General features: G+C 63.4%; 21 protein-coding genes and 1 tRNA gene. 13 read left to right on the plus strand and 9 right to left on the minus strand.

The window, feature by feature from the left end; genetic code table 11:
* Positions 1-38 precede the first annotated feature (38 nt).
* Both trpB and trpA read left to right on the plus strand, forming a co-directional pair.
* Entirely contained in the window at positions 39-1253 is a 1215-nt protein-coding gene (gene trpB / locus GO014_RS08645) for a tryptophan synthase subunit beta (protein WP_157289990.1), read from the plus strand.
* Positions 1253-2077 (plus strand): tryptophan synthase subunit alpha, encoded by an 825-nt coding sequence (gene trpA / locus GO014_RS08650; RefSeq protein WP_157289991.1) that lies wholly within the window; start codon positions 1253-1255, stop codon positions 2075-2077. Before trpB ends, trpA begins: the two co-directional genes overlap by 1 nt.
* Before the next feature lie 77 nt (positions 2078-2154).
* Here trpA and GO014_RS08655 read toward each other — a convergent pair whose 3' ends face one another.
* Positions 2155-2598: a hypothetical protein gene (locus GO014_RS08655; protein ID WP_179952946.1), complete on the minus strand. Its 444-nt coding sequence runs from the start codon at positions 2596-2598 to the stop codon at positions 2155-2157.
* A gap of 373 nt (positions 2599-2971) precedes the next feature.
* Here GO014_RS08655 and accD point away from each other — a divergent pair, with 373 nt between their 5' ends.
* The 8 genes from accD (at position 2972) to GO014_RS08695 (ending at position 15407) form a co-directional block, all read left to right on the plus strand.
* Positions 2972-3952 carry an acetyl-CoA carboxylase, carboxyltransferase subunit beta gene (accD, locus tag GO014_RS08660; RefSeq protein ID WP_157289992.1) on the plus strand — a complete coding sequence of 327 codons (981 nt, stop codon included), beginning with the start codon at positions 2972-2974 and terminating at the stop codon, positions 3950-3952.
* A 57-nt stretch (positions 3953-4009) separates the two neighbouring features.
* The gene (locus GO014_RS08665; protein ID WP_157289993.1) at positions 4010-4702 is read left to right on the plus strand and encodes a nucleotidyltransferase family protein; all 693 of its coding nucleotides are present in this window, start codon (positions 4010-4012) and stop codon (positions 4700-4702) included.
* A complete protein-coding gene (gene addB, locus GO014_RS08670; protein ID WP_157289994.1) occupies positions 4699-7722 on the plus strand; it encodes a double-strand break repair protein AddB in 3024 nt (1007 codons plus the stop codon). Before GO014_RS08665 ends, addB begins: the two co-directional genes overlap by 4 nt.
* Entirely contained in the window at positions 7719-11150 is a 3432-nt protein-coding gene (gene addA / locus GO014_RS08675; RefSeq protein ID WP_157289995.1) for a double-strand break repair helicase AddA, read from the plus strand. Before addB ends, addA begins: the two co-directional genes overlap by 4 nt.
* Positions 11151-11320: 170 nt before the next feature.
* Complete coding sequence (trxA, locus tag GO014_RS08680) at positions 11321-11644, plus strand: thioredoxin (RefSeq protein WP_116588140.1); 324 nt, start codon at positions 11321-11323, stop codon at positions 11642-11644.
* A 194-nt stretch (positions 11645-11838) separates the two neighbouring features.
* A complete protein-coding gene (locus GO014_RS08685; RefSeq protein WP_157289996.1) occupies positions 11839-13512 on the plus strand; it encodes a glycoside hydrolase family 3 protein in 1674 nt (557 codons plus the stop codon).
* Between the two features lie 92 nt (positions 13513-13604).
* A complete protein-coding gene (gene pncB, locus GO014_RS08690) occupies positions 13605-14912 on the plus strand; it encodes a nicotinate phosphoribosyltransferase (RefSeq protein ID WP_157289997.1) in 1308 nt (435 codons plus the stop codon).
* Positions 14913-15149: 237 nt separating this feature from the next.
* Positions 15150-15407, plus strand: a complete 258-nt coding sequence (locus tag GO014_RS08695; protein WP_157289998.1) for a hypothetical protein — start codon at positions 15150-15152, stop codon at positions 15405-15407.
* Here the strand turns inward: GO014_RS08695 and GO014_RS08700 are convergent.
* The 5 genes from GO014_RS08700 to tsaB all read right to left on the minus strand — a co-directional run bounded on the left by GO014_RS08700 (position 15404) and on the right by tsaB (position 18139).
* Positions 15404-15667, minus strand: coding sequence for a hypothetical protein (locus GO014_RS08700; RefSeq protein WP_157289999.1), 264 nt, complete (start codon positions 15665-15667; stop codon positions 15404-15406). The genes GO014_RS08695 and GO014_RS08700 overlap by 4 nt on opposite strands.
* A gap of 98 nt (positions 15668-15765) precedes the next feature.
* Positions 15766-16566 carry a lysophospholipid acyltransferase family protein gene (locus GO014_RS08705; protein WP_157290000.1) on the minus strand — a complete coding sequence of 267 codons (801 nt, stop codon included), beginning with the start codon at positions 16564-16566 and terminating at the stop codon, positions 15766-15768.
* Positions 16563-16961, minus strand: coding sequence for a Fur family transcriptional regulator (locus GO014_RS08710; protein WP_157290354.1), 399 nt, complete (start codon positions 16959-16961; stop codon positions 16563-16565). Before GO014_RS08710 ends, GO014_RS08705 begins: the two co-directional genes overlap by 4 nt.
* 90 nt (positions 16962-17051) lie before the next feature.
* On the minus strand, positions 17052-17531 hold the full coding sequence (gene rimI, locus GO014_RS08715) for a ribosomal protein S18-alanine N-acetyltransferase (RefSeq protein ID WP_157290001.1): 480 nt from the start codon (positions 17529-17531) through the stop codon (positions 17052-17054).
* On the minus strand, positions 17531-18139 hold the full coding sequence (tsaB, locus tag GO014_RS08720; protein WP_157290002.1) for a tRNA (adenosine(37)-N6)-threonylcarbamoyltransferase complex dimerization subunit type 1 TsaB: 609 nt from the start codon (positions 18137-18139) through the stop codon (positions 17531-17533). The genes rimI and tsaB overlap by 1 nt, the downstream gene beginning before the upstream one ends.
* A gap of 145 nt (positions 18140-18284) precedes the next feature.
* Here tsaB and lnt point away from each other — a divergent pair, with 145 nt between their 5' ends.
* Positions 18285-19901 carry an apolipoprotein N-acyltransferase gene (lnt, locus tag GO014_RS08725; protein WP_157290003.1) on the plus strand — a complete coding sequence of 539 codons (1617 nt, stop codon included), beginning with the start codon at positions 18285-18287 and terminating at the stop codon, positions 19899-19901.
* 42 nt (positions 19902-19943) lie between these two features.
* Here lnt and GO014_RS08730 read toward each other — a convergent pair.
* A tRNA-Leu gene (locus GO014_RS08730) sits at positions 19944-20028 on the minus strand.
* A 215-nt stretch (positions 20029-20243) separates the two neighbouring features.
* On the opposite strand from GO014_RS08730, the gene GO014_RS08735 reads away from it, so the two are divergent.
* Both GO014_RS08735 and GO014_RS08740 read left to right on the plus strand, forming a co-directional pair.
* Complete coding sequence (locus GO014_RS08735) at positions 20244-21233, plus strand: complex I NDUFA9 subunit family protein (RefSeq protein ID WP_116587662.1); 990 nt, start codon at positions 20244-20246, stop codon at positions 21231-21233.
* A gap of 196 nt (positions 21234-21429) precedes the next feature.
* Entirely contained in the window at positions 21430-22131 is a 702-nt protein-coding gene (locus GO014_RS08740) for a PadR family transcriptional regulator (RefSeq protein ID WP_157290004.1), read from the plus strand.
* A 49-nt stretch (positions 22132-22180) separates the two neighbouring features.
* Here GO014_RS08740 and GO014_RS19540 read toward each other — a convergent pair whose 3' ends face one another.
* Positions 22181-22870 (minus strand): TetR family transcriptional regulator, encoded by a 690-nt coding sequence (locus GO014_RS19540; RefSeq protein WP_210252432.1) that lies wholly within the window; start codon positions 22868-22870, stop codon positions 22181-22183.
* Complete coding sequence (locus tag GO014_RS08750) at positions 22818-24344, minus strand: tripartite tricarboxylate transporter permease (RefSeq protein ID WP_116587659.1); 1527 nt, start codon at positions 24342-24344, stop codon at positions 22818-22820. The genes GO014_RS19540 and GO014_RS08750 overlap by 53 nt, the downstream gene beginning before the upstream one ends.
* Positions 24345-24348: the final 4 nt, after the last annotated feature.

The following is a 24348-nucleotide window of genomic DNA, read 5'->3' on the forward strand; positions in this document are numbered from 1 at the left end:
GAAGCCGGGTTGTTCTCGGCACTGGCCGAGAGGATCCAATGGACCGCATCAATTCCCTGCGCAATGGCCCGGACGAGCATGGGCGTTTCGGCATTTACGGCGGACGCTTCGTCGCCGAAACGCTGATGCCGCTGATCCTGGACCTGGAACGTGAATATCGGGCAGCCAAGCAAGATCCGGCCTATGCGGCCGAGCTCAAGCACTTGGCGACGCATTATACCGGCCGCCCCAGCCCGCTCTATTTCGCCGAGCGGCTGACGGCACATCTGGGCGGCGCCAAAGTCTGGTTCAAGCGCGAGGAGCTGAACCATACCGGCAGCCACAAGATCAATAATTGCCTGGGGCAGATCCTGCTCGCCAAACGCATGGGCAAGACGCGGGTGATCGCGGAAACCGGAGCCGGCCAGCATGGCGTGGCCACGGCGACGGTCTGCGCCAAGTTCGACCTGCCCTGCACCATTTTCATGGGCGCGACCGACGTTGAGCGGCAAATGCCCAATGTGCTGCGCATGAAGATGCTCGGTGCTGAGGTCCGGCCCGTCACCGCCGGCGCCGGTACACTGAAAGACGCGATGAACGAGGCGCTGCGCGACTGGGTCACCAATGTGGATTCGACCTATTACCTGATCGGCACCGCCGCCGGTCCGCACCCCTATCCGGAAATGGTGCGGGACTTCCAGTCGGTGATCGGCACCGAACTCAAGGAACAGTTCCGCGAAGCCGAGGGCAAATTGCCCGACGCTGTGGTGGCCTGTGTGGGTGGCGGCTCCAATGCAATTGGCACGTTCCACGCTTTCCTCGACGAACCGGATGTCGCCATTTATGGCGCCGAGGCGGGCGGGCACGGCATCGAGACCGAGAATGGCCACGCCGCCTCGATGACCGGCGGCCGCCCCGGCGTGCTGCATGGCAATCGCACCTATCTGCTGCAGGATGGGGATGGACAGATACTCGAGGGCCATTCGATTTCGGCGGGGCTCGATTATCCCGGCGTCGGACCCGAGCACTCCTATCTGCACGATACCAAGCGCGTCACCTATGCGCCGATCACCGACAACGAGGCACTCGACGCCTTCCAGCTTTGCACCAAGATGGAAGGCATCATCCCGGCGCTTGAAAGCGCGCATGGGCTGGCGCAAGTGATCAAGCTCGCGCCCACCATGCGCAAGGATCAGTCGGTGGTACTTTGCCTTTCGGGCCGCGGCGACAAGGACGTGGAAAGCGTTGGCAAGTATCTGGGGCTGCTGAAATAATGAACACTCGCATCGACCGGCGCTTTGCCGAACTCAAGGCGCAGAACCGTCCCGCTCTGGCCGCCTATGTGATGGGTGGCGACCCGGACCTGGCAACCAGCCAGGCCATACTGAACGCCCTGCCCCAGGCCGGCGCCGATATTATCGAGCTGGGCCTGCCCTTTTCCGACCCGATGGCCGATGGGGTTGCGATCCAGATGGGGGCGCAACGGGCGCTGAAGGCCGGGCAGACCTTGCTGGGCGTGCTGGGCATGGTGGAGGAATTCCGCCGCAAGGACGACACGACGCCGATTGTTCTGATGGGCTATTACAATCCCATCTACATTTTCGGCGTGGAACGCTTCATCGCCGCCGCCAAGCAGGCAGGAATCGACGGGCTGATCATTGTTGATCTGCCCGCTGAGGAAGATGACGAGCTTTGCATTCCAGCGCTCGAAGCCGGGCTCAACTTCATTCGCCTGACCACCCCGACCACCGATGACAAGCGCCTGCCAACCGTGTTGGCCAATACGTCAGGCTTTGTCTATTACGTCTCGATGACCGGTATCACCGGCGGAGCGATCAAGTCGCGCGGCGCAGTGGGCGAGGCCGTGCAGCGCATCAAGGCGCATACAGAATTGCCGGTGATTGTCGGGTTTGGCATCAAGACTGCCGATGACGCGGCCGAAATCGGCCGCCATGCCGACGGTATTGCCGTGGGCACGGTGCTGGTCAATGCCGTGGCGACCTCGCTTGAGGACGGCAAGGCAACCGACAAGACTGTCGGCGCGGTGCGGGACCTGGTGGCGGAGCTGGCCGGCGGGCTGCAGCGAGCCCGGAGCTAAGAAACCGTAACAGGCGCAAGGGGCCGGATTGCCCCGAAAGGGAGGTGCGATCCGGCCCGCTGCTACGCGCTGAGCTTTTATTGGGCGGTAGGTGTCTCGGCCAAGGGCGCTGCAGCTTCTGCCATCGGGGAGGCGTCGGGCAAGGTCGTGACGTCGATCTCGGCCAATTGCCGGGCGCAAAGGTTCGCGGCGCCATCGATGGGATCTTCGCGGCCAGCAAAGGTTACCCAGCCGCCATCCTCAAGCACGCCGCTGCGGCGGAAACTGCTTTCCTCGGTCAGTGCCACCAGGTTCGCGCGGGCGTCGGGCGCTGCCAGATAGCGGTTGACACAGATTTCCGCCGCCAGTTGCGCTACTGCCTGCTCGGACGCTGCCTCGGCTCTCTCTTGGGCGGAGCCGCCGGTGACCCAGCCGCCCCAGGTGAAGCCCACAACCATGGTGGCCGCTACACAGGCCGCGCAGGACCAGAACAACACCGCCTTGCTTGCCTGAAAATTGCTGAACTTCTCCGAAATCGACATGCGGCACGTCTCCAATATTTTGCAACGCGTCGATGATCGCGCGATGAACTATGTTTAAATAGTGTCACGTCGGCGTATGAAACGCGACTGATTTAATTGCTCTAAAATATAATCGCGAATTGGCGTCTGGATTTATTTTTGATTGAGGCAGTTCAATATTTAGAAGATTTGAAAGTATGGCTGCTGGAGCGATGCGGGGCACGTTCCTTATGATTTCTTTAACCGCACGATTGCGTGAGAAGGGGCGACAGAAATTTATGCACAGCCCAACGCATCGGCGGCTGGCAGCTTTGCCTCTTCGTCCCCAACTGATAAGAAATGCCACAATTGACGACTACGTGATCCGAACTGGATCACCGCGAAAGGCCGCGCCATGAACTGGATCGACAATTTCGTCCGCCCCAAAATCCGTTCCTTCCTCTCCAACAAGCGGGAGACGCCGGAAAATCTCTGGGTGAAAGACCCCGAATCTGGCGAGATGGTGTTTTACCGCGATCTCGAAGCCAATCAGTGGGTGGTGCCCAATTCGGGCTACCATATGAAGATCAAGCCGGCCGACCGGCTGGCGACCTTTCTTGACGAGGGCAAATACGATCTGGTGCCGGTGGCGTCCGTGCCGGTCGATCCGCTGAAATTCCGCGACCAGAAGCGCTATACCGACCGCCTCAAGGAAAACCGGGCCAAGACCGGCCATGAGGACAGCGTGCTGGTGGCGACGGGCAAGCTCTATGAGCGCGCCGTCACCGTAGCGATCCAGGACTTCGACTTCATGGGCGGCTCGCTGGGCATGGCGGCGGGACAAGGCATCATTACCGGCATCGAGACCGCTGCCCGGCTCAAGACCCCGTTCATCCTGTTCGTCTCTTCGGGCGGCGCCCGCATGCAGGAAGGCATTCTGAGCCTGATGCAGATGGCCCGCACCACCGTTGCCGTGCTGCGCCTGCGCGAGGCGGGCCTGCCGTTCTTCGTGGTGCTGACCAACCCGACCACCGGTGGGGTCACCGCCTCCTATGCGATGATTGGCGATGTGCATATTGCCGAGCCGGGCGCCCTGATCGGCTTTGCCGGCCAGCGGGTGATCGAGCAGACCATTCGCGAAAAGCTGCCCAAGGGCTTCCAGCGCTCGGAATATCTCTATAGCCACGGCATGGTCGACATGGTGGTGCATCGGCACAATCTGCGTTCCACCATCGGGTCGCTGGCGGCCATCCTGACCAATGCGCCACCCAATGAGGCGATCACGGCGACCAGCCCCAAGGCGCTGACCGACCAGTCCAGCCTGCGCGATGCGGCCGTTGCCGCCGAAGGCGACGACGATCTCGATCCGCCAGCCGCGGCAGCTCACGCCGAATAGCGCATGGAGGCAGTTGCGGGCTGGACAGGTCCAGCGCGCAACTGTTCTATCCGGGGCATGAGTGCTGATGCCCGATTCCCCGATGTTATGCTGCTCGCCGCCGGGCTGGGCACGCGCCTGAAGCCCCTGACCGATACGCTACCCAAGCCGCTGGTGCCGGTGGGCGGCGTGCCGCTGATCGAGCGCGTCATGGCCAATGCGCGGGCCGAGGGCGCCAAGCGTTTCGCAGCCAATGCGCATTACCGCGCCGACCAATTGCTGGCCCATTTCGGCGGGCTGCTGAAGGTCAATCGCGAAGAGGTGCTGCTCGACACCGGAGGCGGGGCCAAGGCGGCGCTGCCAATGCTGGCCACGGACCCGTTTTTCGTGATGAATACTGATGCTTTCTGGCCGGCGGGGAGCGATGCGCCGCTGGCGCGGATGCGGGCACGCCATGAAGACCCGGCCGATATCGTGTTGCTCTGTGCGCAGCCCGGGCGCGCCAGCGGTTTTGCCCGCAGCCATGATTTCTGCCTCGATCCGATGGGCCGGATCACGCTCGATTATGGAGCGCCGGTGATCTATGCCGGGGTGGCGCTGATGGGCAAATCTCTCTTTGCCGACACGCCGGATGGCCCTTTTTCGCTCAATCTGCTGTTCGACGCGGCGCTGGCAGACGAGCGGCTCAAGGGTGTGGTGCTCGACGCGCCCTGGTTCCATGTGGGTGATGCCGAAGGGCTGGCAGCCGCGGAACGGGCGCTCAGCCGATGAACCTGTTCACCATCGCCCCGCATACGCCCTTCCTGCCCTGTCTGGTTGATGCGGTGATGGATGGGCGGCTGCTGAATGGCTGGGACAGATCAGGGCCGTTCTGGCTGTCGGATGTCACCATCATCCTGCCGACCCGACGGGCGCAGGATGAATTGGCCGAGGCCTTTGCCCGCCACCCCGCATTTGGCGGGCTGCTGCCGGACATGCGCACCTTTGGCGGCGAGGTGAAGGATGAAGAACCCTTTCTGCCGCCCTTTGACACGGAGGCGGATCCCAAGCCTGCCAGCGCGCTGCGCAGGCGGCTGGTTCTCTCCGAACTCGTTGCCGCATGGGCCAAGACAGACGAGGGGCGCGAGGCTTTTTCAACCCCGCCGACAGCGGCGGAAATCTTCTCGATGGCCGAATCGCTGGGGCGGCTGATCGACGATTTGCATATCGAGGAGCGCAGCGCAGCCGATATTCGCGCGCTGGGCGCCGAAATGGCTCTAGAGCTGGGCAATTACTGGCAGCAGACGCTGAAGTTTCTCGATATTGCGCTTGAGGCCTGGCCGGCCATGCTGGCAACGCAGGACCTGGCGGACCCGGCGGCGCTCCGGCGCAAAAGGCTGGACCGGCAGGCCAGGGCCGCGCCGTTCCTGTTTGCGGACCGGCCGGTGATTGCCGCCGGCTCCACCGGCTCGATCCCGGCCACGGCGCGACTGCTCAGGACCATTGCGGGACTGCCGCGCGGCTCGGTGGTGCTGCCGGGGCTCGACAGGGCGATGAGCCCGGAGATGCTGGCCGGTTTTGCCGATCCCGACAGCAATCCGCATGGCCATCCGCAATATGGGCTGGCGCAATTGCTGGCCAGTTTTGGCGCTGATCTGAGCCAAGTGCAAGAATTGTGCGAGACGGAGAATCCGCGCAGCAAACTGGTCAACCTGGCGCTGGCGCCGACCGCCCAGACTGCCCTGTGGCCGGAACAGCGTTTCCCGCTGTCCGCGCTGGATGCAGCGCTTAACGGAGTGTCGATCCTGCGGGCCCGCAATGAAGACGAGGAGGCCAGAGCCATTGCGCTGGCTGCTCGTGATGCCCTCGACAGGGAAAAGAGCGTGGGGATTGTGACGCCGGACAGCAATCTGGCGCGGCGCATTGCGGCCGAGCTCAAACGCTTCGACATCACCGTCGATGATGCGGCCGGGACACCGCTCTATCATGCCTCGGCGGGGCGGCTGACGCGGCAATTGCTCAACCTGGTGCAGCACAATTGCGCGGCGGTGGATTTGTTGGCGCTGCTGCGCAATCGCGCCACGACCCTGGGACTGGAGCGCGGTGCCGTGGTGGCGCTGGCGGATGATATTGATCTGGGGCTGCTGCGTGGGCAGCGCCCGGCTCCGGGCATTGCCGGAATCCGGGCGATGCTGGCGGCGCATCTGGGCGGCAAGCTCAAATACCCGGCCCGCAAGCTATCGCCGCAGCGCGGCGACGAAATTGCCGATCTGCTGGACCGGCTCGAAACGGCACTGGCGCCGCTTCTTGCCCTGATGGGGGCGCGTGAGCTGCCGGCGTCGGCCCTGGCGGGAGCGCTGGGGCAAGCAATGGGGGCGGTCAGCGCCGGGACTCCCCTGCCCGGCCGGTCTGAATTCGAGACCTGGATCGCCGACATGCAGAGCCTGACCGGCGAGGGGCATCGTTTCGCGCCGCGCGGGCTGGAGGACGTGCTGGCGGCGCTGATGACCGGGATCGACGTGCGCCAGGCCGGGCTTGAGGAGCGGCGCAGCGATATCGCGATCTGGGGGCAACTCGAGGCGCGGCTGATGAGCCCGGACGTGTTGATCCTGGGGGCGCTCAACGAAGACAAGTGGCCGGCCACGGCTGATCCCGGTCCCTGGCTGAGCCGCAGCATGCGGCTGGCGGCGGGCCTCGAACCACCCGAGCGGCAGCAGGGGCTGGCCGCACATGATTTTGCCCAGGCCATGGGCAATGGGCAGATCGTTCTGGCCTATGCCGAGCGGGTCGGGTCGAGCCCGGCGCTGTCCTCGCGGTTGATCCAACGGCTCGACGCCTTTATCGGCGAGGGCATGGCCGCGCAATTGCGCGCCCGTGGCGATGTCTGGACCGGCCAGGCAAGGCGGCTAGACGCCGTATCGCAAGTGGCGCCGGCCCGGCGTCCAGCACCCAACCCGCCCATCGGCGAGAGGCCGCGCAAGCTCTCGGTCACGGAAATCGAGACGCTGATGCGCTCGCCCTATGATCTTTATGCCAAGCATGTGCTCAGGCTGAAACCGCTCGACGCGCTGGGCGAAGACCCCGATGCGCGCGAGCGCGGCACGATCATTCACGCCATCTTTGCCCGGTTCGTCTTCGAGGAGCGCGATCCGGCGGCGCCCGATGCGCTGGCGCGGCTGATGGAGATTGCCACCGAGGAGTTTGCCGGGCTCGAAGCCATTGGCGAGCGGCGCGACATCTGGTTGCGGCGCTTTGCGACGGCAGCCGAGCAATTTCTCGATTATGAGCGCGGACGTTCGGCGCGGGTGGCCAGGCGGCATGCCGAGATTTCGGGGCGCTGGGAGCTGAAGCTGGCAGAGCCCTTTGCCATTACCGGACAGGCTGACCGCGTCGACCTGCTCAGGGACGGTACGCTGGAAATCCTCGATTTCAAGACCGGCTCGCCCCCCAGCAGCGCGAGCATGAAAGCGTTTGAGGCGCCGCAATTGCCGGTCGAGGCGATGATGGCGCTCAATGCGGGCCTGAACGACATTCCCCCCGCCGATACCAGCGCGCTGACCTATATCAAGATCGGGTTGGGGCCCGATGCCTTCAAGCCAAGTGCCTTTGCCACCGCCGACGGAATGAGCGTGATGGCGGCTGCCGAAGAGGTGTTCCGGCGCGTGCAGCTCCATATCGAGCATTTCCTGATTCACCAGACCGCCCTGCCCGCGCGGCTCCTGCCGCTCAAGAGCCAGCGCTTTGCCGGGGCCTATGACCATCTGGCGCGGGTCGATGAATGGACGGCGGTTGACGGGGAGGACGAGGCATGAGCGATCGTGGCGATCTGGTCGTGCCCAGCGATACCAGCCAGAGCCAGGCGCTGGCCGGCAATCCGGACTATTCGATCTGGGTGGAGGCCAATGCCGGGTCCGGCAAGACCTTCGTGCTCACCACCAGGGTGCTGCGCCTGCTGCTGGCCGGGGTGACACCGCAATCGATCCTCTGCCTGACCTATACCAAGGCGGCGGCGGCCGAGATGCGCAAGCGCGTCGGCGCAAAACTGGCCGCGTGGGCCGTCGCAGATGCCGCAGCCTTGCGTCAGGAACTGGTGGAGCTGACCGGACGAGACCCGGATGCGCGGCTGCTGGAGGATGCCCGGACGTTGTTTGCCAAGGCGCTGGAAACGCCGGGGGGTCTGCGCATCCTGACCATTCACGCCTTTTGCGAGGCGGTGCTGCATCGTTTCCCCATCGAGGCGGGGGTGCCGTTCGATTTTGCCGTAATCGAGGATGACCGCCGGGCGCAGATGCTGCTGGCGGCGCGCGAAAGCGTGCTGGCCGAGGGGCTGCGGGGCGGCGAACATGCGCAGGCTGTGGAGACCCTGTTCACCTTGCTCAGCGACAGCGCCATTACCGATGCCATCGGGGCGGCGCTGGCAGAGGGTGCCAAGCTCAAGCCGGTGCTGGCGGACCTGGCCGGGGCCAAGTCCCGGCTGCGTCGGCAAGTGGGCGTAACGGGCACGGCATCGGAAATTGCCGAAGAGATCGTTGCAGACAGCGCGCTGACCAAAACGGTCTGGCAGGAGATCATGTCGAGCTTTGATGCCGACCCGGCGGGACGGCGCTTTATCGACATGGTGGCACGGCTCGACCCGGAACGGATGAGCGCCCACCAGCTTTGCGGGCTTTTCGTCACCGAAGACAAGGAGAAGGTGAAGCAGCCCCGCGCGCGCCTGCTCAATGCGGCCCAGGCGAAGGCCAAGCCCGCTCTGCAGGCCCTGTTGGAAGACGAGCGGGAGCGGGTGTTCGACCTTGATGGCCACTTATCCGGGGCGTTGCTGGTGGAGCGCAGCGAAGCCGTGCTCGATGTGGTGGCCGCAACAGCGGCGCGCTACGAAACCGAGAAACGCCGCCATGCGCTGCTCGATTTCGACGACCTGGTAGAAAAGCTGGGTGACCTGTTTTCCAACCGGGCGCTGGGCCCCTGGGTGCAATACAAGCTCGATGCCGGGATCGATCATATTCTGGTCGATGAGAGCCAGGACACCAATGAGCAGCAATGGCGCGTGGTCAATGCGCTGGCCGAGGAGTTTTTCTCCGGCGCCGGGGCGGTGACGCGGCCGCGCTCGGTGTTCGCCGTTGGCGACCAGAAACAGTCTATCTATTCCTTTCAGGGCGCGCAGCCGGTGCTGTTCGGACAAACCGGGCGGCAGATGGCCCGCCGGGCCGGTGAGGCAGAAAGGCCGTTCCGGCAGGTGCGCCTGCATACCAGTTTTCGCACGCTCAAGGGGATTCTGGAGGCGGTGGACCGGGTCTGTGACCGCGCCGATATTCAGCAAGCCCTGCTTTCGGACGCAAAAATCATTCACCAGCCGGCGCGGAGCCAGCCGGGTGGCCAGGTCGTGCTGTGGCCGCCGGTGCAGGAAGAAAAGACAGAGCGCGACACCAGCGCATGGCCGCGCGTGGCGATGGAGGCCGAGCAGAGCGCCAACCGGCAGGTGGCGCTGCGCATTGCCGGGGAAATCCGGGGCTGGATCGAAAAGGGACGGGTTCTGGGTGAACGGAACCGCACCATACGCGCCGACGATGTCTTGATCCTGGTGCAGAAGCGCGGCACCCTGTTCAAGGAAATCATCCGCGCCCTGCGCAGCGAAGGCCTGCCCACGCCCGGCGCCGATAGGCTGGCGGTGACGGGGCATATTGCGGTGCTCGATTTGCTGGCGCTGATCGATGTGCTGCTCAATCCGGCCGATGACCTGCAACTGGCGGCCCTGCTGCGCTCGCCCTTGTTCGACCTCACCGAAGACGATCTCTATGCGGTCGCCCGGCCGCGCGCGGCAGGCCAGAGCCTATGGTCAGCGCTGTTTGCAGCCGAGGTCGAGGCGGCCCGGCCTGCCGCCGAGCGGCTGGGCCGCTGGCGGGCTGCGCTCGACATGGAGCGTCCCTTCGAATTCCTCGCAGGCGTGCTTTATGCCGAAGGCGGGCTCAAGCGCTTCCATGCCCGGCTGGGCACGGAAGTAGACGACGTGCTCTCCGAACTGCTCGAACTTGCGCTGGCCCACGAGCAGGGGCCACAGCCCTCGCTGCAGGGCTTTGCCGCCGAAATGCGGCGCCGGGCCGTGACCATCAAGCGCGAACTGGCCGAAAGCGGCGGCGGCGTGCGGGTGATGACGGTGCATGGCGCCAAGGGGCTGGAGGCCCCGATCGTCATTCTGGCCGATGCGACCGGCAAGCCCGGCGGCAGCCAGACCGGCCAGGCCGTTTATGCCATCGACAAGGCCCCCGGCCCGCTGCTGGTGCATGCCGCCTCAAAAAGCCAGCATGTTCCGGCGACCGCGCAAATGCGCCAGGAGATTGATGCGGTGCGCGAGCGGGAATATTGGCGTCTGCTCTATGTAGGCATGACCCGGGCCGAGGACGAACTCTATGTCACCGGGCCGCTGGGGTTGAAGGGCAACCTGACAGGCTCATGGTATGACGCCATAGAAATGGGGCTGGGCGAGGCGTTGCAGCCGGTGGTAGACGACACTGGCGAGACCCTGGCGCAAGTCTTTCCAGCTGTTGCTGCGCCGGGCTTCCAGCCGGCCTTGCGCACAGCGATCGCCCCGGCGCCTGAACTGGTGCTGCCTGCCGTGCCGGCACCGGCAAAAATCCCCGTCGTGGCGCCAAGCTATGCCGCCATAGCAAATGTCAGCACCCCTGTGCTGGCCACCAAGGCCGCCGCCTTGCGCGATGCAGAAGCGGCGCGCAGGGAAGGCCTGGCGCTGCACGCCCTGCTGCAGCATCTGGGCCGCGTGCCACCCGATGCGCGGGACCGGGTGGCCCCCAGAGCGCTTGAAACCTTGCTGCCCGATATGGCCGAGGACTATCCGCGGATCGTTACCAAAGCGCTCAGCATTCTGGGCAATGGCGCTTTTGCCAGCCTGTTCGGACCGGACAGCCGCGCCGAGCTGCCTTTTCGCGTGGCGGCGCTGCGGGCCGGGCGGGAGATCTGGCTGAGTGGCCGGATCGATCGAGTGGTGGTTGACGACTCAGGGGTGCTGGTGGTGGACTACAAATCCGACGCGTCGGTTCCAAAAGGAGCGGACGGCGTGCCGGGGAACTATCTCACCCAGCTAGGATTGTATGCGTTGGTTGCAGGTCAGCTTTTCCCCGGACGGCCGGTACGTGCGGCAATCCTGTGGACAGAGTTGGAATCATTGATGAAATTGCCGAACGAGCTGCTTGATGCGGCTTGCGCGGACTTCACCCTGCGGTGATCGGGCTTGTTGCAAGGCTGGACTCTCACCAGCTTTGGGGGCAAACAGACCGCCGCTTCCGGACCGGCGCCCAACAGGCGTTTGCCGGAGACTGAAATACGAAAGCGCATCGCATGGTTCCGGTCTGGGGCCTGTGTGTCAGCCGCCAAAGTACAAAAGGCATGAAAACCATGACCAAAGCCGTTTCCGAAGCCACGTTCGGCCAGGAAGTCCTGAGCTCGAGTGAACCGGTCCTTGTCGATTTCTGGGCCGAATGGTGCGGCCCGTGCCGGGCCATCGCCCCGGTGCTGGACGAGCTGTCCTCCGAGCTCGCGGGCAAGGTGAAGATCGTCAAGCTCAACGTTGACGAAAATCCGGGCATTGCCGCCCAGTACGGCGTTCGTTCGATCCCGACCATGATCCTGTTCAAGGCAGGCGAAGCCGCCGATATGAAGGTCGGCGCCGGTACGCCCAAGGCAGGCCTGACCAAATGGCTCGAAGGGCACGCCGCCTAGAGCCTCTGCCTGACCACAGGTTTCGAGAGACACCGCGGGAGCGATCCGGCGGTGTTTTTCTTTTGCCGACCGCCGTCGCGCGATGGGCTGCGCATCATAATCCCGCGCGCCACCCGGCTCCAAACCTGTTCAGAAGCGATCACTGCTGCTAAGCCAGTCAAAACAAAAAAGAGAATACCCCGAGGAGCACCCCATTGGCCGCCATCGATCTTTCTGCCGCGCCGTTCCATTTGGATGAGGCGGCTGCGGCCTGGGTGCACAGCACACGCGACAGCCTGTCGCCCCGCGACAAGCTGGCTCAACTGTTTGTGCTTTTGTCGCGAGAGACGCCCGAAGAAGCGCTCGAGGCCATCCGAGCCTTCAAGCCGGGCGGCATCACACGCATCTTCACGCCCGATCTGGCCGATGAGATCGCGCTGATGCGGCAGATCGACAGCGCAGGCCCCGTGCCGATGACGGTCAGCGCCGATCTCGAGGGCAGCCGGATGAGCCTGCCTTTCGGAACCGAAGTGCCCAATCCGCTGGGGTTGGCGGCGATTGACGATGTGGAGACCACCACCGCCATTTCGACACTGATGGCCGAGGAAGCCCATGCCGTGGGGCTCAATTGGAGCTTTACACCGGTCATCGACATCAACAAGGCGTTCCAGAGCGCCATTGTGGGCACGCGCTCCTATGGTGACGATGTCGAGCGTATCGAGCGCCATGCCCTGGCGCAAATTGCCGCCTTCCAGAAGCATGGCGTGGCCGCCACGGTGAAGCATTGGCCCGGCGAGGGCTATGATGATCGCGATCAGCATCTGGTGACCACGGTCAATCCGCTGAGCCTTGCCGACTGGGAAAAGACCTTCGGACGGCTTTATCGTGCCGCCATTGAAGCGGGCGTAATGAGCGTGATGTCCGCCCATATCGCCTTTCCCGCCTTTGTGCGCGAGCTCGACCCGGAGGCCGGCGCCGAGGCCTATCGGCCGGCAACCCAGAGCGCGGTGCTGAATCAGACACTGCTGCGCGAAAAGCTCGGCTTTAATGGCCTGATCGTTTCGGACGCCACACCCATGGCCGGATTTGGCGATTGGGGGCCACGCGAAGAGACCATTCCGCAATGTGTGATCGCGGGTTGCGACGTGATCCTGTTCTCCGACGATCCCAATGCGGATCTGATGTATCTGGTCAAGGCAGTGGCCGATGGCCGGTTGAGCCAGGAACGGGTGGACGAGGCGGTGACGCGCGTACTGGGGCTCAAGGCAGCGCTGGGCCTGCACAAGGCCGATCGGCCCGGGCCAGCGCTGAACACCGCCGAAATGATCATGGCGCGCTCGACCAGCAAGCAGATTGCCGGCGCGGCGACGGCGAAAGTTCCAACGCTGGTCAAGGATGTGGCAAAGCTGCTGCCTCTGACCCCGGCCCGGCACAAAAAAGTGCTGATTTTCTCGACCGGCGCAGTGCAACCCTTCGCGCCGGCGCCCCTGCCGCTGTCGCTGCCGGACCTGCTGCGGCAGGAGGGGTTCGAGGTCACCGAGTATAGCGAGGACCTGCAGGTTAATCCCAAGGATTTTGACCTGGTGCTCTATCTGCTAGCCGAGGAAACGCTGCTGACGCGGCAGCGCATCTTCCTCAACTGGCGGGCGCTGACCGGCAATGTGTTTGGCGCCATGAAGCGCTATTGGCACGATGTGCCCACGCTGATGGTTTCGCTGGGCTTTCCCTATTATCTGCACGATGCACCACGCGTGCCCACCTATATCAACGCCTATGGTTCGAACGAGGACATGCAGGTGGCGGTGGTGGAATGCCTGCTGGGCCGCAAGCCATTTGCCGGCAGGAACCCGGTGGACCCGTTCTGTGGCAGCGACCAGGGGAAGTACTAGGCCTCGTCACGTAGCGAACCGTTTCCGGCCCTGTCGACTTTTCATTGCTTGCCGCGCCGCGCTACAAGGCGTTGCGCGCTCAGGGGACACTGATGGCCACCTATACCGATATTGCCCGCCGGGTTTACAATCACACGTTCAAGCTCGACCCGATCGTGCGGAGCCTGCTGGACACCGATTTCTACAAGCTGCTTATGCTGCAGATGGTCTGGGGGCTCTATCCAAAGGTCGAGGCGACATTCAGCCTGATCAACCGCACCACCTCTGTGCGGCTGGCCGATGAGATCGACATCGACGAATTGCGGGCGCAACTGGACCATTGCCGCAGCCTGCGCTTTTCGAAAAAGGAAATGATCTGGCTGGCGGGTAACACATTTTACGGTTCACGCCAGATCTTTCAGCCGGGCTTCCTGCGCTGGCTGGAGAACTTTCAGCTCCCCGAATACCGGCTGGAAAAGCGGGACGGCCAGTTTGTGCTGGAGTTTCCGGGGCTGTGGGTTGAAACCACCATGTGGGAAATTCCGGCGCTGGCGATCATCAATGAATTGCGCGGGCGTGCTGCCATGAAGCGCTATGGGCCGTTTACGCTGGACGTGCTCTATGCCCGCGCCAAGGCCAAGATGTGGGAGAAGGTCGAGCGGCTGCAAAAGCTGCCGGACTTGAAGATTTCCGATTTCGGCACGCGGCGGCGGCACTCCTTCCTCTGGCAGCGCTGGTGCGTCGAGGCACTCAAGGAAGGGATCGGCGCCAATATGACCGGCACCTCCAATGTGAAGCTGGCCATGGACAATGATCTCGAGGCGCTGGGCACCAATGCCCACGAACTGCCCATGGTACTGGCGGCCCTGGCCCGGTCCGATGAGGAGCTGCGCGAAGCCCCCTATCGGGTGCTGCAGGACTGGAAGAGCTATTATGGCGGCAATCTGCTGATCGTCCTGCCCGACGCCTTCGGGACGGACGCATTTCTGCGCGATGCGCCGGACTGGGTGGCCGACTGGACCGGCTTCCGGCCCGACAGCGCCCCTGCCATTTCGGGTGGCGAAAAGATCATTGATTTCTGGAAGGCGCGAGGGCGCAATCCAGAGGAGAAGCTGCTGATCTTTTCCGATGGGCTCGATGTCGACATGATCGAGGAAGCCTATCTGCATTTCGACGGCAAGGTGCGCATGAGCTTTGGCTGGGGCACGAACCTGACCAATGATTTTGAAGGCTGTGCGCCCGAGCCCAATCCGGGCCTGACACCGATTTCGATTGTCGCCAAGGTGAGCGACGCCAATGGCCGGCCTGCCGTGAAACTATCGGACAATCCGGCTAAGGCGACGGGTGACAGCCAGGAGATCGCGCGCTATCTGCGGGTCTTCGGCGATGCGGGCCGGATCGAACACGCCGTCCGCGTCTAGAGCCTGATCCATTTCGATTGAATGGAAATGGATCAGACCCCAAGTCCTGGCAATGTCGCGCGATCGAACCGCAGAAGTCTGCAACTTTTGCTAATCACGCTCCAGCCGGCCCCGGCCGGTTCGCCGCCATCAGAAATATAGCTGTCCCTGTGGAGAACTCCATGGAAGGCAGCCGCGTTAAGGCTCGATGAACCATCGGTGGCCAGTCTGGCCACTGGGGGCTCTGCGGAGCCAGATATGAGTCTTGAATTGATCGATATTGCCTTGGCCGAATGCCAGCCCCACCCGACCCTGGCCGAACGCATGACCGGAAAGGTCCGCGCCGTTTTGACCGAAACCATCGGCGAAAAGGAAATCCGCCACGAGATCATGGTGCCGGTGTGGCTCGATGTGCAGGCGGGCATGAGCGATGAGGACATCGAACTGGGCCTGATGGTCAAGGCGGCTGATATTGTCGGCCGCCTCAAGCAGCATATGGGCGTTGTGCAGGGCTAGCGAACTGGCTGGGACTCTGCGCCTTGGCGGCGTATTTCCTCGAGAAATTTGCGCTGAACTTCTGTCAGGCGTTGCGGATCGCTCGGCGTAACCGTCGCCGGCGGTGACGGTGACGGTCTGCGGTCAACCCAGGCCGGGGTCGTGGCAAACTCTCTGGCGCGCTCGTTCAGTTTGCGCCGCTGCTCGCTAGGCTCGTCGTAAAAAAACCAGGCGCAGGCCGCCGCGACGACGGCCCAGATGGCCAAAAGTTCCCAAACCATGGCTTTCTCCTGCTCGGTGCACGAACGTCATAGCTAACAAGAGGTAAATGGGAAAAGCGGGAACCATTGTTAGGCTTAACCGCTAAACTTGTTCCCAATCAGAGGGGCGTGTTCACATCGCCGCCGCGATTGAGCGCCACCAGCATGGCGCGCACCTGGTTTTCCGCGGCCCTGGTGACGGCCTTGCGGTCATCGCCCTGGTTGAGCGGCATGGGTGCGCCAAAGGCCACAGTGACGTCCTTGACCGGGCCGGAAAGGATTTCGGCGATGTTCTGCTTGACCGATTTGGATTTGATCCAGGCAATCAGGGACCGCTCATTGCGGCTGACCGGCAGACCCTGAAGTTTCGTATAGGCGATGGTCAGGGGTTGGATCAGCACATCACTGGCGCCGGCGTCCAGCATGGCGTGCTGGGCCGCCCCGATCAGGGCCGAGCGGAACGGCAGCACATGGGTGCCAATATCGGACTGGCCTTCGGCAAACAGCAGCACGGCGTTGCCGCCAGCCATGTGCCGGCCCATGGCCTGCGCCGTGCGCCCGGCATCGGAGCGCCTGGTGCGGTCGACATAGATGGTGCGCTGGAGATTGGCCATCATGCCCACAAAGGGCCAGCTGCCCACTTCGCGTTTGGCGACGAAGGTGACATCGGCCACCGAGCCGATGGCGACGATATCGGTCCAGGAGATATGGTTGGAAACAAGCAGGGTCGGACGGCCATGCGAGGGCGCGCCGATGACGTTAACCCGAAGGCCGAGAAAGACGCAGCCCAGCTTGTGAAACAAGCGCGGCAGCAGGTTCCAGAAGGGTAGCTTGAGCAGCAGGATCAGAGCCTGGAGCGGAATGACAACCAGCATGAACGGCACGAAGACAAACAGGAAAAAAACGATCCTGAAGATCATTTGGCAGGCTCGTCCTTTTTCGTCTTGTCAGTGAGCGGCACCGCATAAAGTTCAAGCCGGTGATCCACCAGCTTATATCCGAGGCGTTTGGCAATTACCTCCTGGATGGCCTCGATCTCTTCGTTGCGGAACTCGATCACCGTGCCGGAGCGAATGTCGATGAGGTGGTCGTGATGCTCGTCGGGGATCAACTCGAATCGGGCGCGACCGTCCTTGAAGTCATGCTTGGTGACCAGGCCTGCCTCTTCGAACAGGTTCACCGTGCGATAGACCGTGGAGAGCGAAATGCGCAGATCAAGCGCCGAGGCGCGGCGATAGAGCTCCTCGACATCGGGATGATCGGAGGCCTCTTCGATGACCCGGGCAATGGTGCGCCGCTGGTCGGTCATCCGCATGCCGCGCGCGACGCAAGCCTCCTCAAGGGTGGGCTCGGTAGGGTTTCTGTTCAAGCCGTCGCTCCCTGCCTGGGTTTCAAGAGGGTTCGGTTACCCAAGATCGCGGGCCATGACAAGCGCGGTGGCGGCGCTGCCATCGGGACGGGGATAATAGCCCTTCCGTTTCGAAATGGCCGCAAAGCCAAGCTTTTCGTAGAGCTTGATGGCCGGATTGTTTTGCTCATCGACCTCAAGGAACATGCGCCGGGCCGGCGACAGCATGAGATCGGCAAACACCGCGTCCAGCAGGGCGCGGCCCACACCCTTGCCGCGCCATTTGGGATCCACGGCGATGGTGAGCAGCTCGGCCTCGTCGGCGGCGATGCGGATCAGCGCAAAGCCGGCAATCCTGCGGCGCGCATCGCAGGCCACAAAGGCCGGACACGCAGGGTCGGCCAGAAAACTCTCGAACTCCGGGCTCGGCCAGCCGCGATAAAAGCTCAATGCGTGTATGCGCGCCAATTCCGCTGCGTCGCCGATTTCGGCCGGTTCGACATGCAGCCCGCCGGGGGCCATCCAGAATTTGAGCATCAGGCCCGCCTCGGTATGCGCGCCGCGTCCTGTGGCTTGGCGTCGGCATCGCGCACATAGGTGGCGTGGGGCGGGAAGGCAAGCGGATCGGCCGCCGCGGCAAAGCGGGCCATGGCGGCAATGTCGATGAAGGGAGACTGGATCAGTTCTGCGCCCTCAGGCACGGCGGCCACGGCCTGTTCCATGGGCAGGAGGCGCGGACCATTCAGACTGACGCCGGGAGTTTCAAACAGTTCGAAATAGGCTTCGCCGCGGCGCGCATCGAGTAGTACAGCCACCGGACCGGAAGGCGCCGAAAGCGACAGGGCGAGCAGGTTGGGTATGCCCAGGACGGGGATATTGCGCGCGACGCCCAGCCCGCGGGCGGCCGAGAGGCCGATCCTGAGGCCGGTGAAGGACCCGGGGCCGGTGGTGACGGCAATGCGGGCAATGTCGGGGTGACCCAGTCCATTGCGCGCCAAGAGGGTCTCAAGCCGGCCGAACAGGATCTCGGCATGGCCCTTGGCGATATCGACCAGTTCCACATCCACCTGCCCGTCGGCGCGCAACAGGGCCAGTTGCAGGCGCGGCGCGGCGGTATCGATGGCAAGGGTGATCGGCTGGGTCATGCTGGCTCCCGTTCCGGCTGGTGGAACGCTTATTTGGGAGTAGCCCTAGAGGCGGGCCAAGTCTACCACCAAGCACCCGGCTTGACGCTTTAAGTGGCGGCGACCACCTTGCCCCTATGCCTAGTGATTCGCCCCTTTTGTCCCCATGACCTGGCTGGCCGAAACCACCATGCTCAGCCATGGCTGGCGCCGCTTTGTGCTGCTGCTGCTTGCCGGGGCCATTGCGGGTCTCTCGGTGCCGCCGTTCTTTATCCTGCCCGCGCTGTTCGTGGCCATGCCGATCTGGGTCTGGGCATTGGACGGGGCGGAAAGACTGGGGGGCTGGCGGCGTCTGTTCGGCCCCGCCTTTTCCATTGGCTTTGCCTTTGGCCTTGGCTATTTTCTGGTGGCACTTCATTGGCTCGGCGCGGCCTTTTTTATCGACGGCGGCTGGGTGCTGGCGGCCATGCCGGTAGCCATTGTGGCGCTTGCCGCACTGATTGCGCTGTTTTGGGGGCTGGCCAGCGCCTTGGCGCATTTGAGCTGGAGCCACGGTTGGGTGCGCATCCTGACGCTTGCGGCCTGGCTGAGCGCGGCCGAGTACGCACGCGGGCATATCTTCACCGGCTTCCCCTTCGACCTTCTTGGCTACAGCCTGACCGGGACGGACGAGATGATGCAACTGGCCTCGGTAATCGGGGTTTATGGGCTGACCTTCCTGGCGCCGCTACTGGCGATGACCCCGGCCCTGGTCTGGCCGGCCGACAATCGCGGCTGGTCACAACGCCTGGCGCCGGTTTTCCTGGCGCTGCTGGTGATTGCCGGCCAGCTTGGCTTTGGCTGGAATCGGCTGAGCGGCACGGTGTCGACCGAACGGCAGGACATGGCGCTGCGCCTGGTGCAGCCGCTGGTCTATGAACACGCCGATTTCGGCAATGTCGACCCGGTGGCGCTGATCGACCGGCTGCTGATGCTTTCCGACATGCGCATGAACCCCGATGACCAGGGGCTCGACGACATCACCCATCTCATCTGGCCCGAATCGAGCCTGCCGTTCTTCCTGGAAACCTATCCCGAGGCCCTGGCGCGTATTGCCCGCTTGCTGCCCGAACAAACCAGTCTGATCGCCGGGGTGCCGCGCCGCGCCTTTGCGACCGGACTAGAGGACAACACAGCGCCGCCGCATAATTCGGTCGTGGCGATCGACACCGAGGGCGAGGTGGTGGCGAGTTATGACAAGTCCCATCTGGTGCCGTTCGGCGAATATCTGCCCTTTGCCGAATTCTTTGCGCAATTGGGCATCAGGCAGTTCGTGCCAGGCGCTGATGGCTGGTCGCCCGGCGACGTAAAACGGCGCCTGTTGACCCTGCCCGCGGCGCCGGCGCCGCTGGTGCTGGTCTGCTACGAGATCATCTTTTCGGGTGATCTGGGCGACACGGCAGGCGCCCAGTTCCTGCTCAACCTGACCAATGACGCCTGGTTCGATGGCTCGGTTGGTCCGGCCCAGCACGCACACCATGCGAGACTCCGCGCTGTCGAAGAGGGCATGAGCCTGGTGCGGGCCGCCAATACTGGCCTGACCTTTGCCACCGATCCTTTGGGACGGATCAGCGCCGAACTGGCGCCGGGGGAAATGGCCGTGCTCGATGTGCGCCCGCATGAGCGGCTGGCTGGAACCGTGTTCCAGTCGGTGCGGCACTGGCCGGTGCTGATCGCCACACTGGCCGGGATATTGGCCGGGCTCGTCGCCTCGCGCCGGGTTCAGAAGCGGCGGCCGGAATAGCAAAACCCCGACTGCATTGCTGCAGTCGGGGTTTTGAGAAATTGGTGCCCAGAAAAGGACTCGAACCTTCACGCCTTGCGGCACACGGACCTGAACCGTGCGCGTCTACCAATTCCGCCATCTGGGCGACGGCGGTGTGTCTATGGCGATGCCGGGGCATTGTCAATGCGCATTCACATAGATTGTCAGAAGTTTGCACCGTCGCGGGTTTTCGGCCCGCAGCAGGCGGTGCACATTCCGGCCCGGAACGGGGTTTGCAGCGTGCAGCAAGGCTCGACAGGGGCGGCCGGGCTGGGCTAGAAGCGGAGCCAATATCGTCTCGCCTGATCTCGGAGCCCCACCATGGATCGCAATACCCCCAAGCTCGTCACCATTTTCGGCGGGTCGGGCTTTGTCGGCAATCATCTGGTGCAAGTGCTGGCCCGCCAGGGCTATCGCATTCGCGTCGCGGTGCGCCGTCCGGATCTGGCCGGTGAAGTGCGCATGTTCGGCGGCGTCGGGCAGGTGGTGCCGATCCAGGCCAATTTGCGCAATGAAGCTTCGGTGCAGCGCGCTGCAGCGGGTGCGGACATCGTCATCAACCTGGTCGGGGTTGCTCATCAAGCCGGCAAGCAGAGCTTTCAGGCGGTGCATGTGGACGGTGCAGCGGCGGTGGCCCGCGCGGCCAAGGCGGCCGGCGCGACCGCACTGGTGCATCTCTCGGCGCTCGGCGTCGACAAGGCGGCCGATGTCAGCGCCTATGCCGCCTCCAAGCTCCAGGGCGAAGAGGCCGTGCTTGCGGCTTTCCCGCAGGCCGTCATCATCCGTCCCTCGCTGATGTTCGGCCAGGGCGACGGGTTCTTTAACCTGATGGGGTCGCTGGCCCGCATCCTGCCGGTGATGCCGCTGATTTCCGGCAAGACATTGTTCCAGCCGGTCTTTGTGGGCGATGTCGCCGACGCCATCGCCAAGGCCGCCCAAGGCGCGGTCAAGACCGGCCGTGTCTACGAGCTGGGCGGGCCCGACGTGGAGAGCCACAAGGTGCTCATGCAGCGCATTCTGCGTGAGGCCGGCCGCAATCCGATGCTGGTTTCCGTGCCATCGGGGCTGATGAAATTCATGGCCTCGCTGATGGGCATTCTGCCGTTCAAGCCGCTGATCACGCCCGATCAGGTGGAACTGCTGGGCGTCGACAATGTCGTGTCCGAGGCCGCGCAGAAGGAAAAACGCACTCTGGCCGCCTTTGACATTGCGCCCACCGGCATGGACGAAATCCTGCCCACCTATATGTGGCGCTTCCGCCGCCACGGCGAGTTCGACCGCGAAGGCGGCTCGCCGGTGATCCCGACCTGATCACGGGCGCAAGGCGCAGCAGCAAGTTTATCACCCCGGGCTCAAGGCCCGGGGTTTTTGTTTGATCGGTCGGGCTTTCCGGTGTGGCGCGCAGGAGGCCATAGCGTGAAATATTCTCAAGATATATCTTGAATGCACATCCTCGAGGGCCAATCTGCTGGGTTGAAGGGCTGTGTGATATATCTGGAGATAGATTATGAGCTACTGGAAGAATGGTGAACCGAACTGGCGTCATATCGAACGCATGGCGCGGCGCGGCTGGGGCCGGATGGCCCGTATGGCCGATGAAGAGTTCGGCCAGGTTGGCGGCAATTTTCGTGTCGGCCGCATGCTGGCTTCGGGAGATCTGCGGCTTGTGGCGCTCTATTTCATCGAGCAGCAGCCCCGGCACGGCTATGACCTGATCAAGGCGGTCGAGGAACGCTCCAATGGCGTTTATTCGCCCAGCCCTGGCATTGTCTATCCGGCGCTGACCTATCTGGAAGAGGCCGGCTTTGTCACCTCGGCCATCGATGGCAACAAGAAGCTTTATACGATTACAGAAGAGGGCAAGAGCCATCTCGAGGACAATCGCGAGGCGGTTGCCGGTACGCTGGATTTCCTGGCACGGACCGGCGAGCAGATGAGCCGGTTCCGCGAATTCGTAAAGGCCGACTGGCCGTTTGCGGGCGACCCCGAAGAGGGCAATGTGCCGCCCCATTGGGCTGAACGGGAATCGTCGACCGATCGACCGATGAAGGACGCCATTCCCGAACTCGAGGCAGCCCGCAAGACGCTCAAAGAAGCTATCAAACGGGTTCGACGCGGGGACAAGGAGCAGCAACGCAAGGCCGCCGCTGTATTGCAGCACGCGGCCACGGCCCTTTATGCACTGGGCGATGACGAGGTGGACATCTAGGCCACGGACCTGCCTTCTCCCTTGGCGGGAGAAGGTGGCCCCACGCAGATCAAGCGCCCGGCTTGGTCCTGAGGAAATCCAAAACCATCTGCACGGCATGGGCCTCGCGTTCCTGCACCATGTTGACGCTGGTCAGGTCGCGTTCGAAGATCACTGAAAGAGTCGCCGTATTCGAGACGTAAAAGAAGCCCAGCGCCGCCACCGAAATATAGAGCTGCACCGGATCGACATCGCGGCGGAACACGCCGGTGGCGGCGCCGCGTTCGATGATCGCGGCGATCTGCCCGACCAGAGGCGAATGCAACGCCTTGATATCGGGCATGGTTTTGAGGAACCGCGCATTTTCAATGTTTTCCGTGCCCAGAAGGCGCGGAAACCAGGGATTGGCCAGGAAGTGCCGGAAGGTGAAGCGCACCAGGCGGTCCATGGCCTGCACCGGATCATATTGGTCGAGCGATAGGGCGCGCTCGCCCTTGCGGATTTCCTGATAGGCATCGAGCAGCACCGCGCGGTACAGCTCCTCCTTGTTGCCGAAGTAATGGTAGAGCAGGCGCTTATTGGCCCCTGCCCGATCGGCAATCGCGTCCACCCGAGCCCCTTCAAAACCGCGATCAGCGAACTCCACCCGCGCGGCAGCGAGGATGGAGGCCTTGGTCTTGGCCGAATTGCGGGGCCGCTTTGACGCCTCAGCCTTGCGCCGAGGCGTCTCCACGGTCGCGGGTGAAGATGGATCGGACACGTTTGGACACCGCCGGAATGGACATGAGGATGGTCAGGATGATGATAATGCAGATAACAGCGCTGATAGGCCGGGTAAAGAACGGGCTCGGATCGCCATTGGTCAGCAACAGTCCGCGCCGCAGGTTGAGATCGAGCAGATCGCCCAGGATGATGCCCAGCACCAGCGGAGCCATCGGGTATTTCATCTCGCGCAGGATGAACCCGATAATGCCGAAAGCCACCATGACATAGACGTCGAACATGCGCTGGGTGATGGCAAAGCTGCCGACCACGCAGAGCACATAGACCACCGCCATCAGCCGCTCGCGCGGCACCTGCAGAACTGTGAGGAGCGGCCGGGTGAGGGTCAGACCGAAGATCAGCATGGCGATGGTGGAGAACAGCAGGATCGCCACGATCTGATAGAGAAATTCGGGGTTCTCGGTCATCAGCAGGGGGCCAGGGCGGATACCATGAATGAACATGGCCGCGATCAGCACCGCCGCCGCCGCCGAGCCGGGCAGCGCGAGGGTGAGCGTGGGGATCATGGCACCGGGAATGACCGCGGAATTGCCGGTTTCGGCGGCGATCAGCCCTTCCTGGCTGCCCTTGCCAAACATATGTTTTTCCTTGCTGACCCGTTTGGCAGCCGCATAGCTGGCCCAGGCCCCCACATCTTCGCCCACGCCCGGAACAATGCCGACGAAAGTGCCGATCAGGCCCGAGCGGATGGTGGTCCACTTGTATTGGAAGACCTCGGAAAAGCGCGGGATGACCCGGTCACCGGAGGAAATGATGCGGGCCTGGGCGGTGCGTTTCATCACGCCCAGGATTTCGGCAAAGCCGAAGGCACCGACCATGGCCGGGATCAGGTCGACACCGCCACCGAGCGATGAAATGCCGAAGGTAAAGCGCTGGTGCGCATGCAGGGTCTCCATGCCCACCATGGCCACGAGCAGCCCCAATATGCCGGCAATATAGCCCTTGAGCGGATCATCGATGGCGGTCAACTGGCCGGAGATGATGACGCCGAACAGGGCCAGCCAGAAGAATTCATAGGTACCGAACTTGAGCGCGGCTTCGGCCAGCAGCGGGGCAATCAGCGCCAGGGCAATGATGCCGACAATGGTACCCAGGGTCGAGGAGGTGGTGGCCAGGCCCATGGCGGTGCCGGCCTTGCCCTGCAGGGCCAGCGGGTGCCCGTCGAGCGTGGTGGCGGCGCTGGCCGGGGTGCCGGGAATGGAGAGCAGTATGGCCGTGCGGCTGCCGCCATAAATGGCGCCGCAATACAGGCACATCAGACACAAAATGGCCTGGTCGGGCGCCATCTTGTAGGTGAGGGTCACCAGAAGGGCTACGCCCATGGTGGCGGTCAAGCCAGGCAGGGCACCAATGACAATCCCGAGCAGTGTAGCCCAGGCAATGTTGAACAGGGACACCGGAGTGAAGAAATGGGCGAGCCCGCCGCCCAGCATCAGAAGTCCGTCAAACATGGTC

This window comes from Devosia marina, from assembly GCF_009758415.1.
GTDB lineage: Bacteria > Pseudomonadota > Alphaproteobacteria > Rhizobiales > Devosiaceae > Devosia > Devosia marina.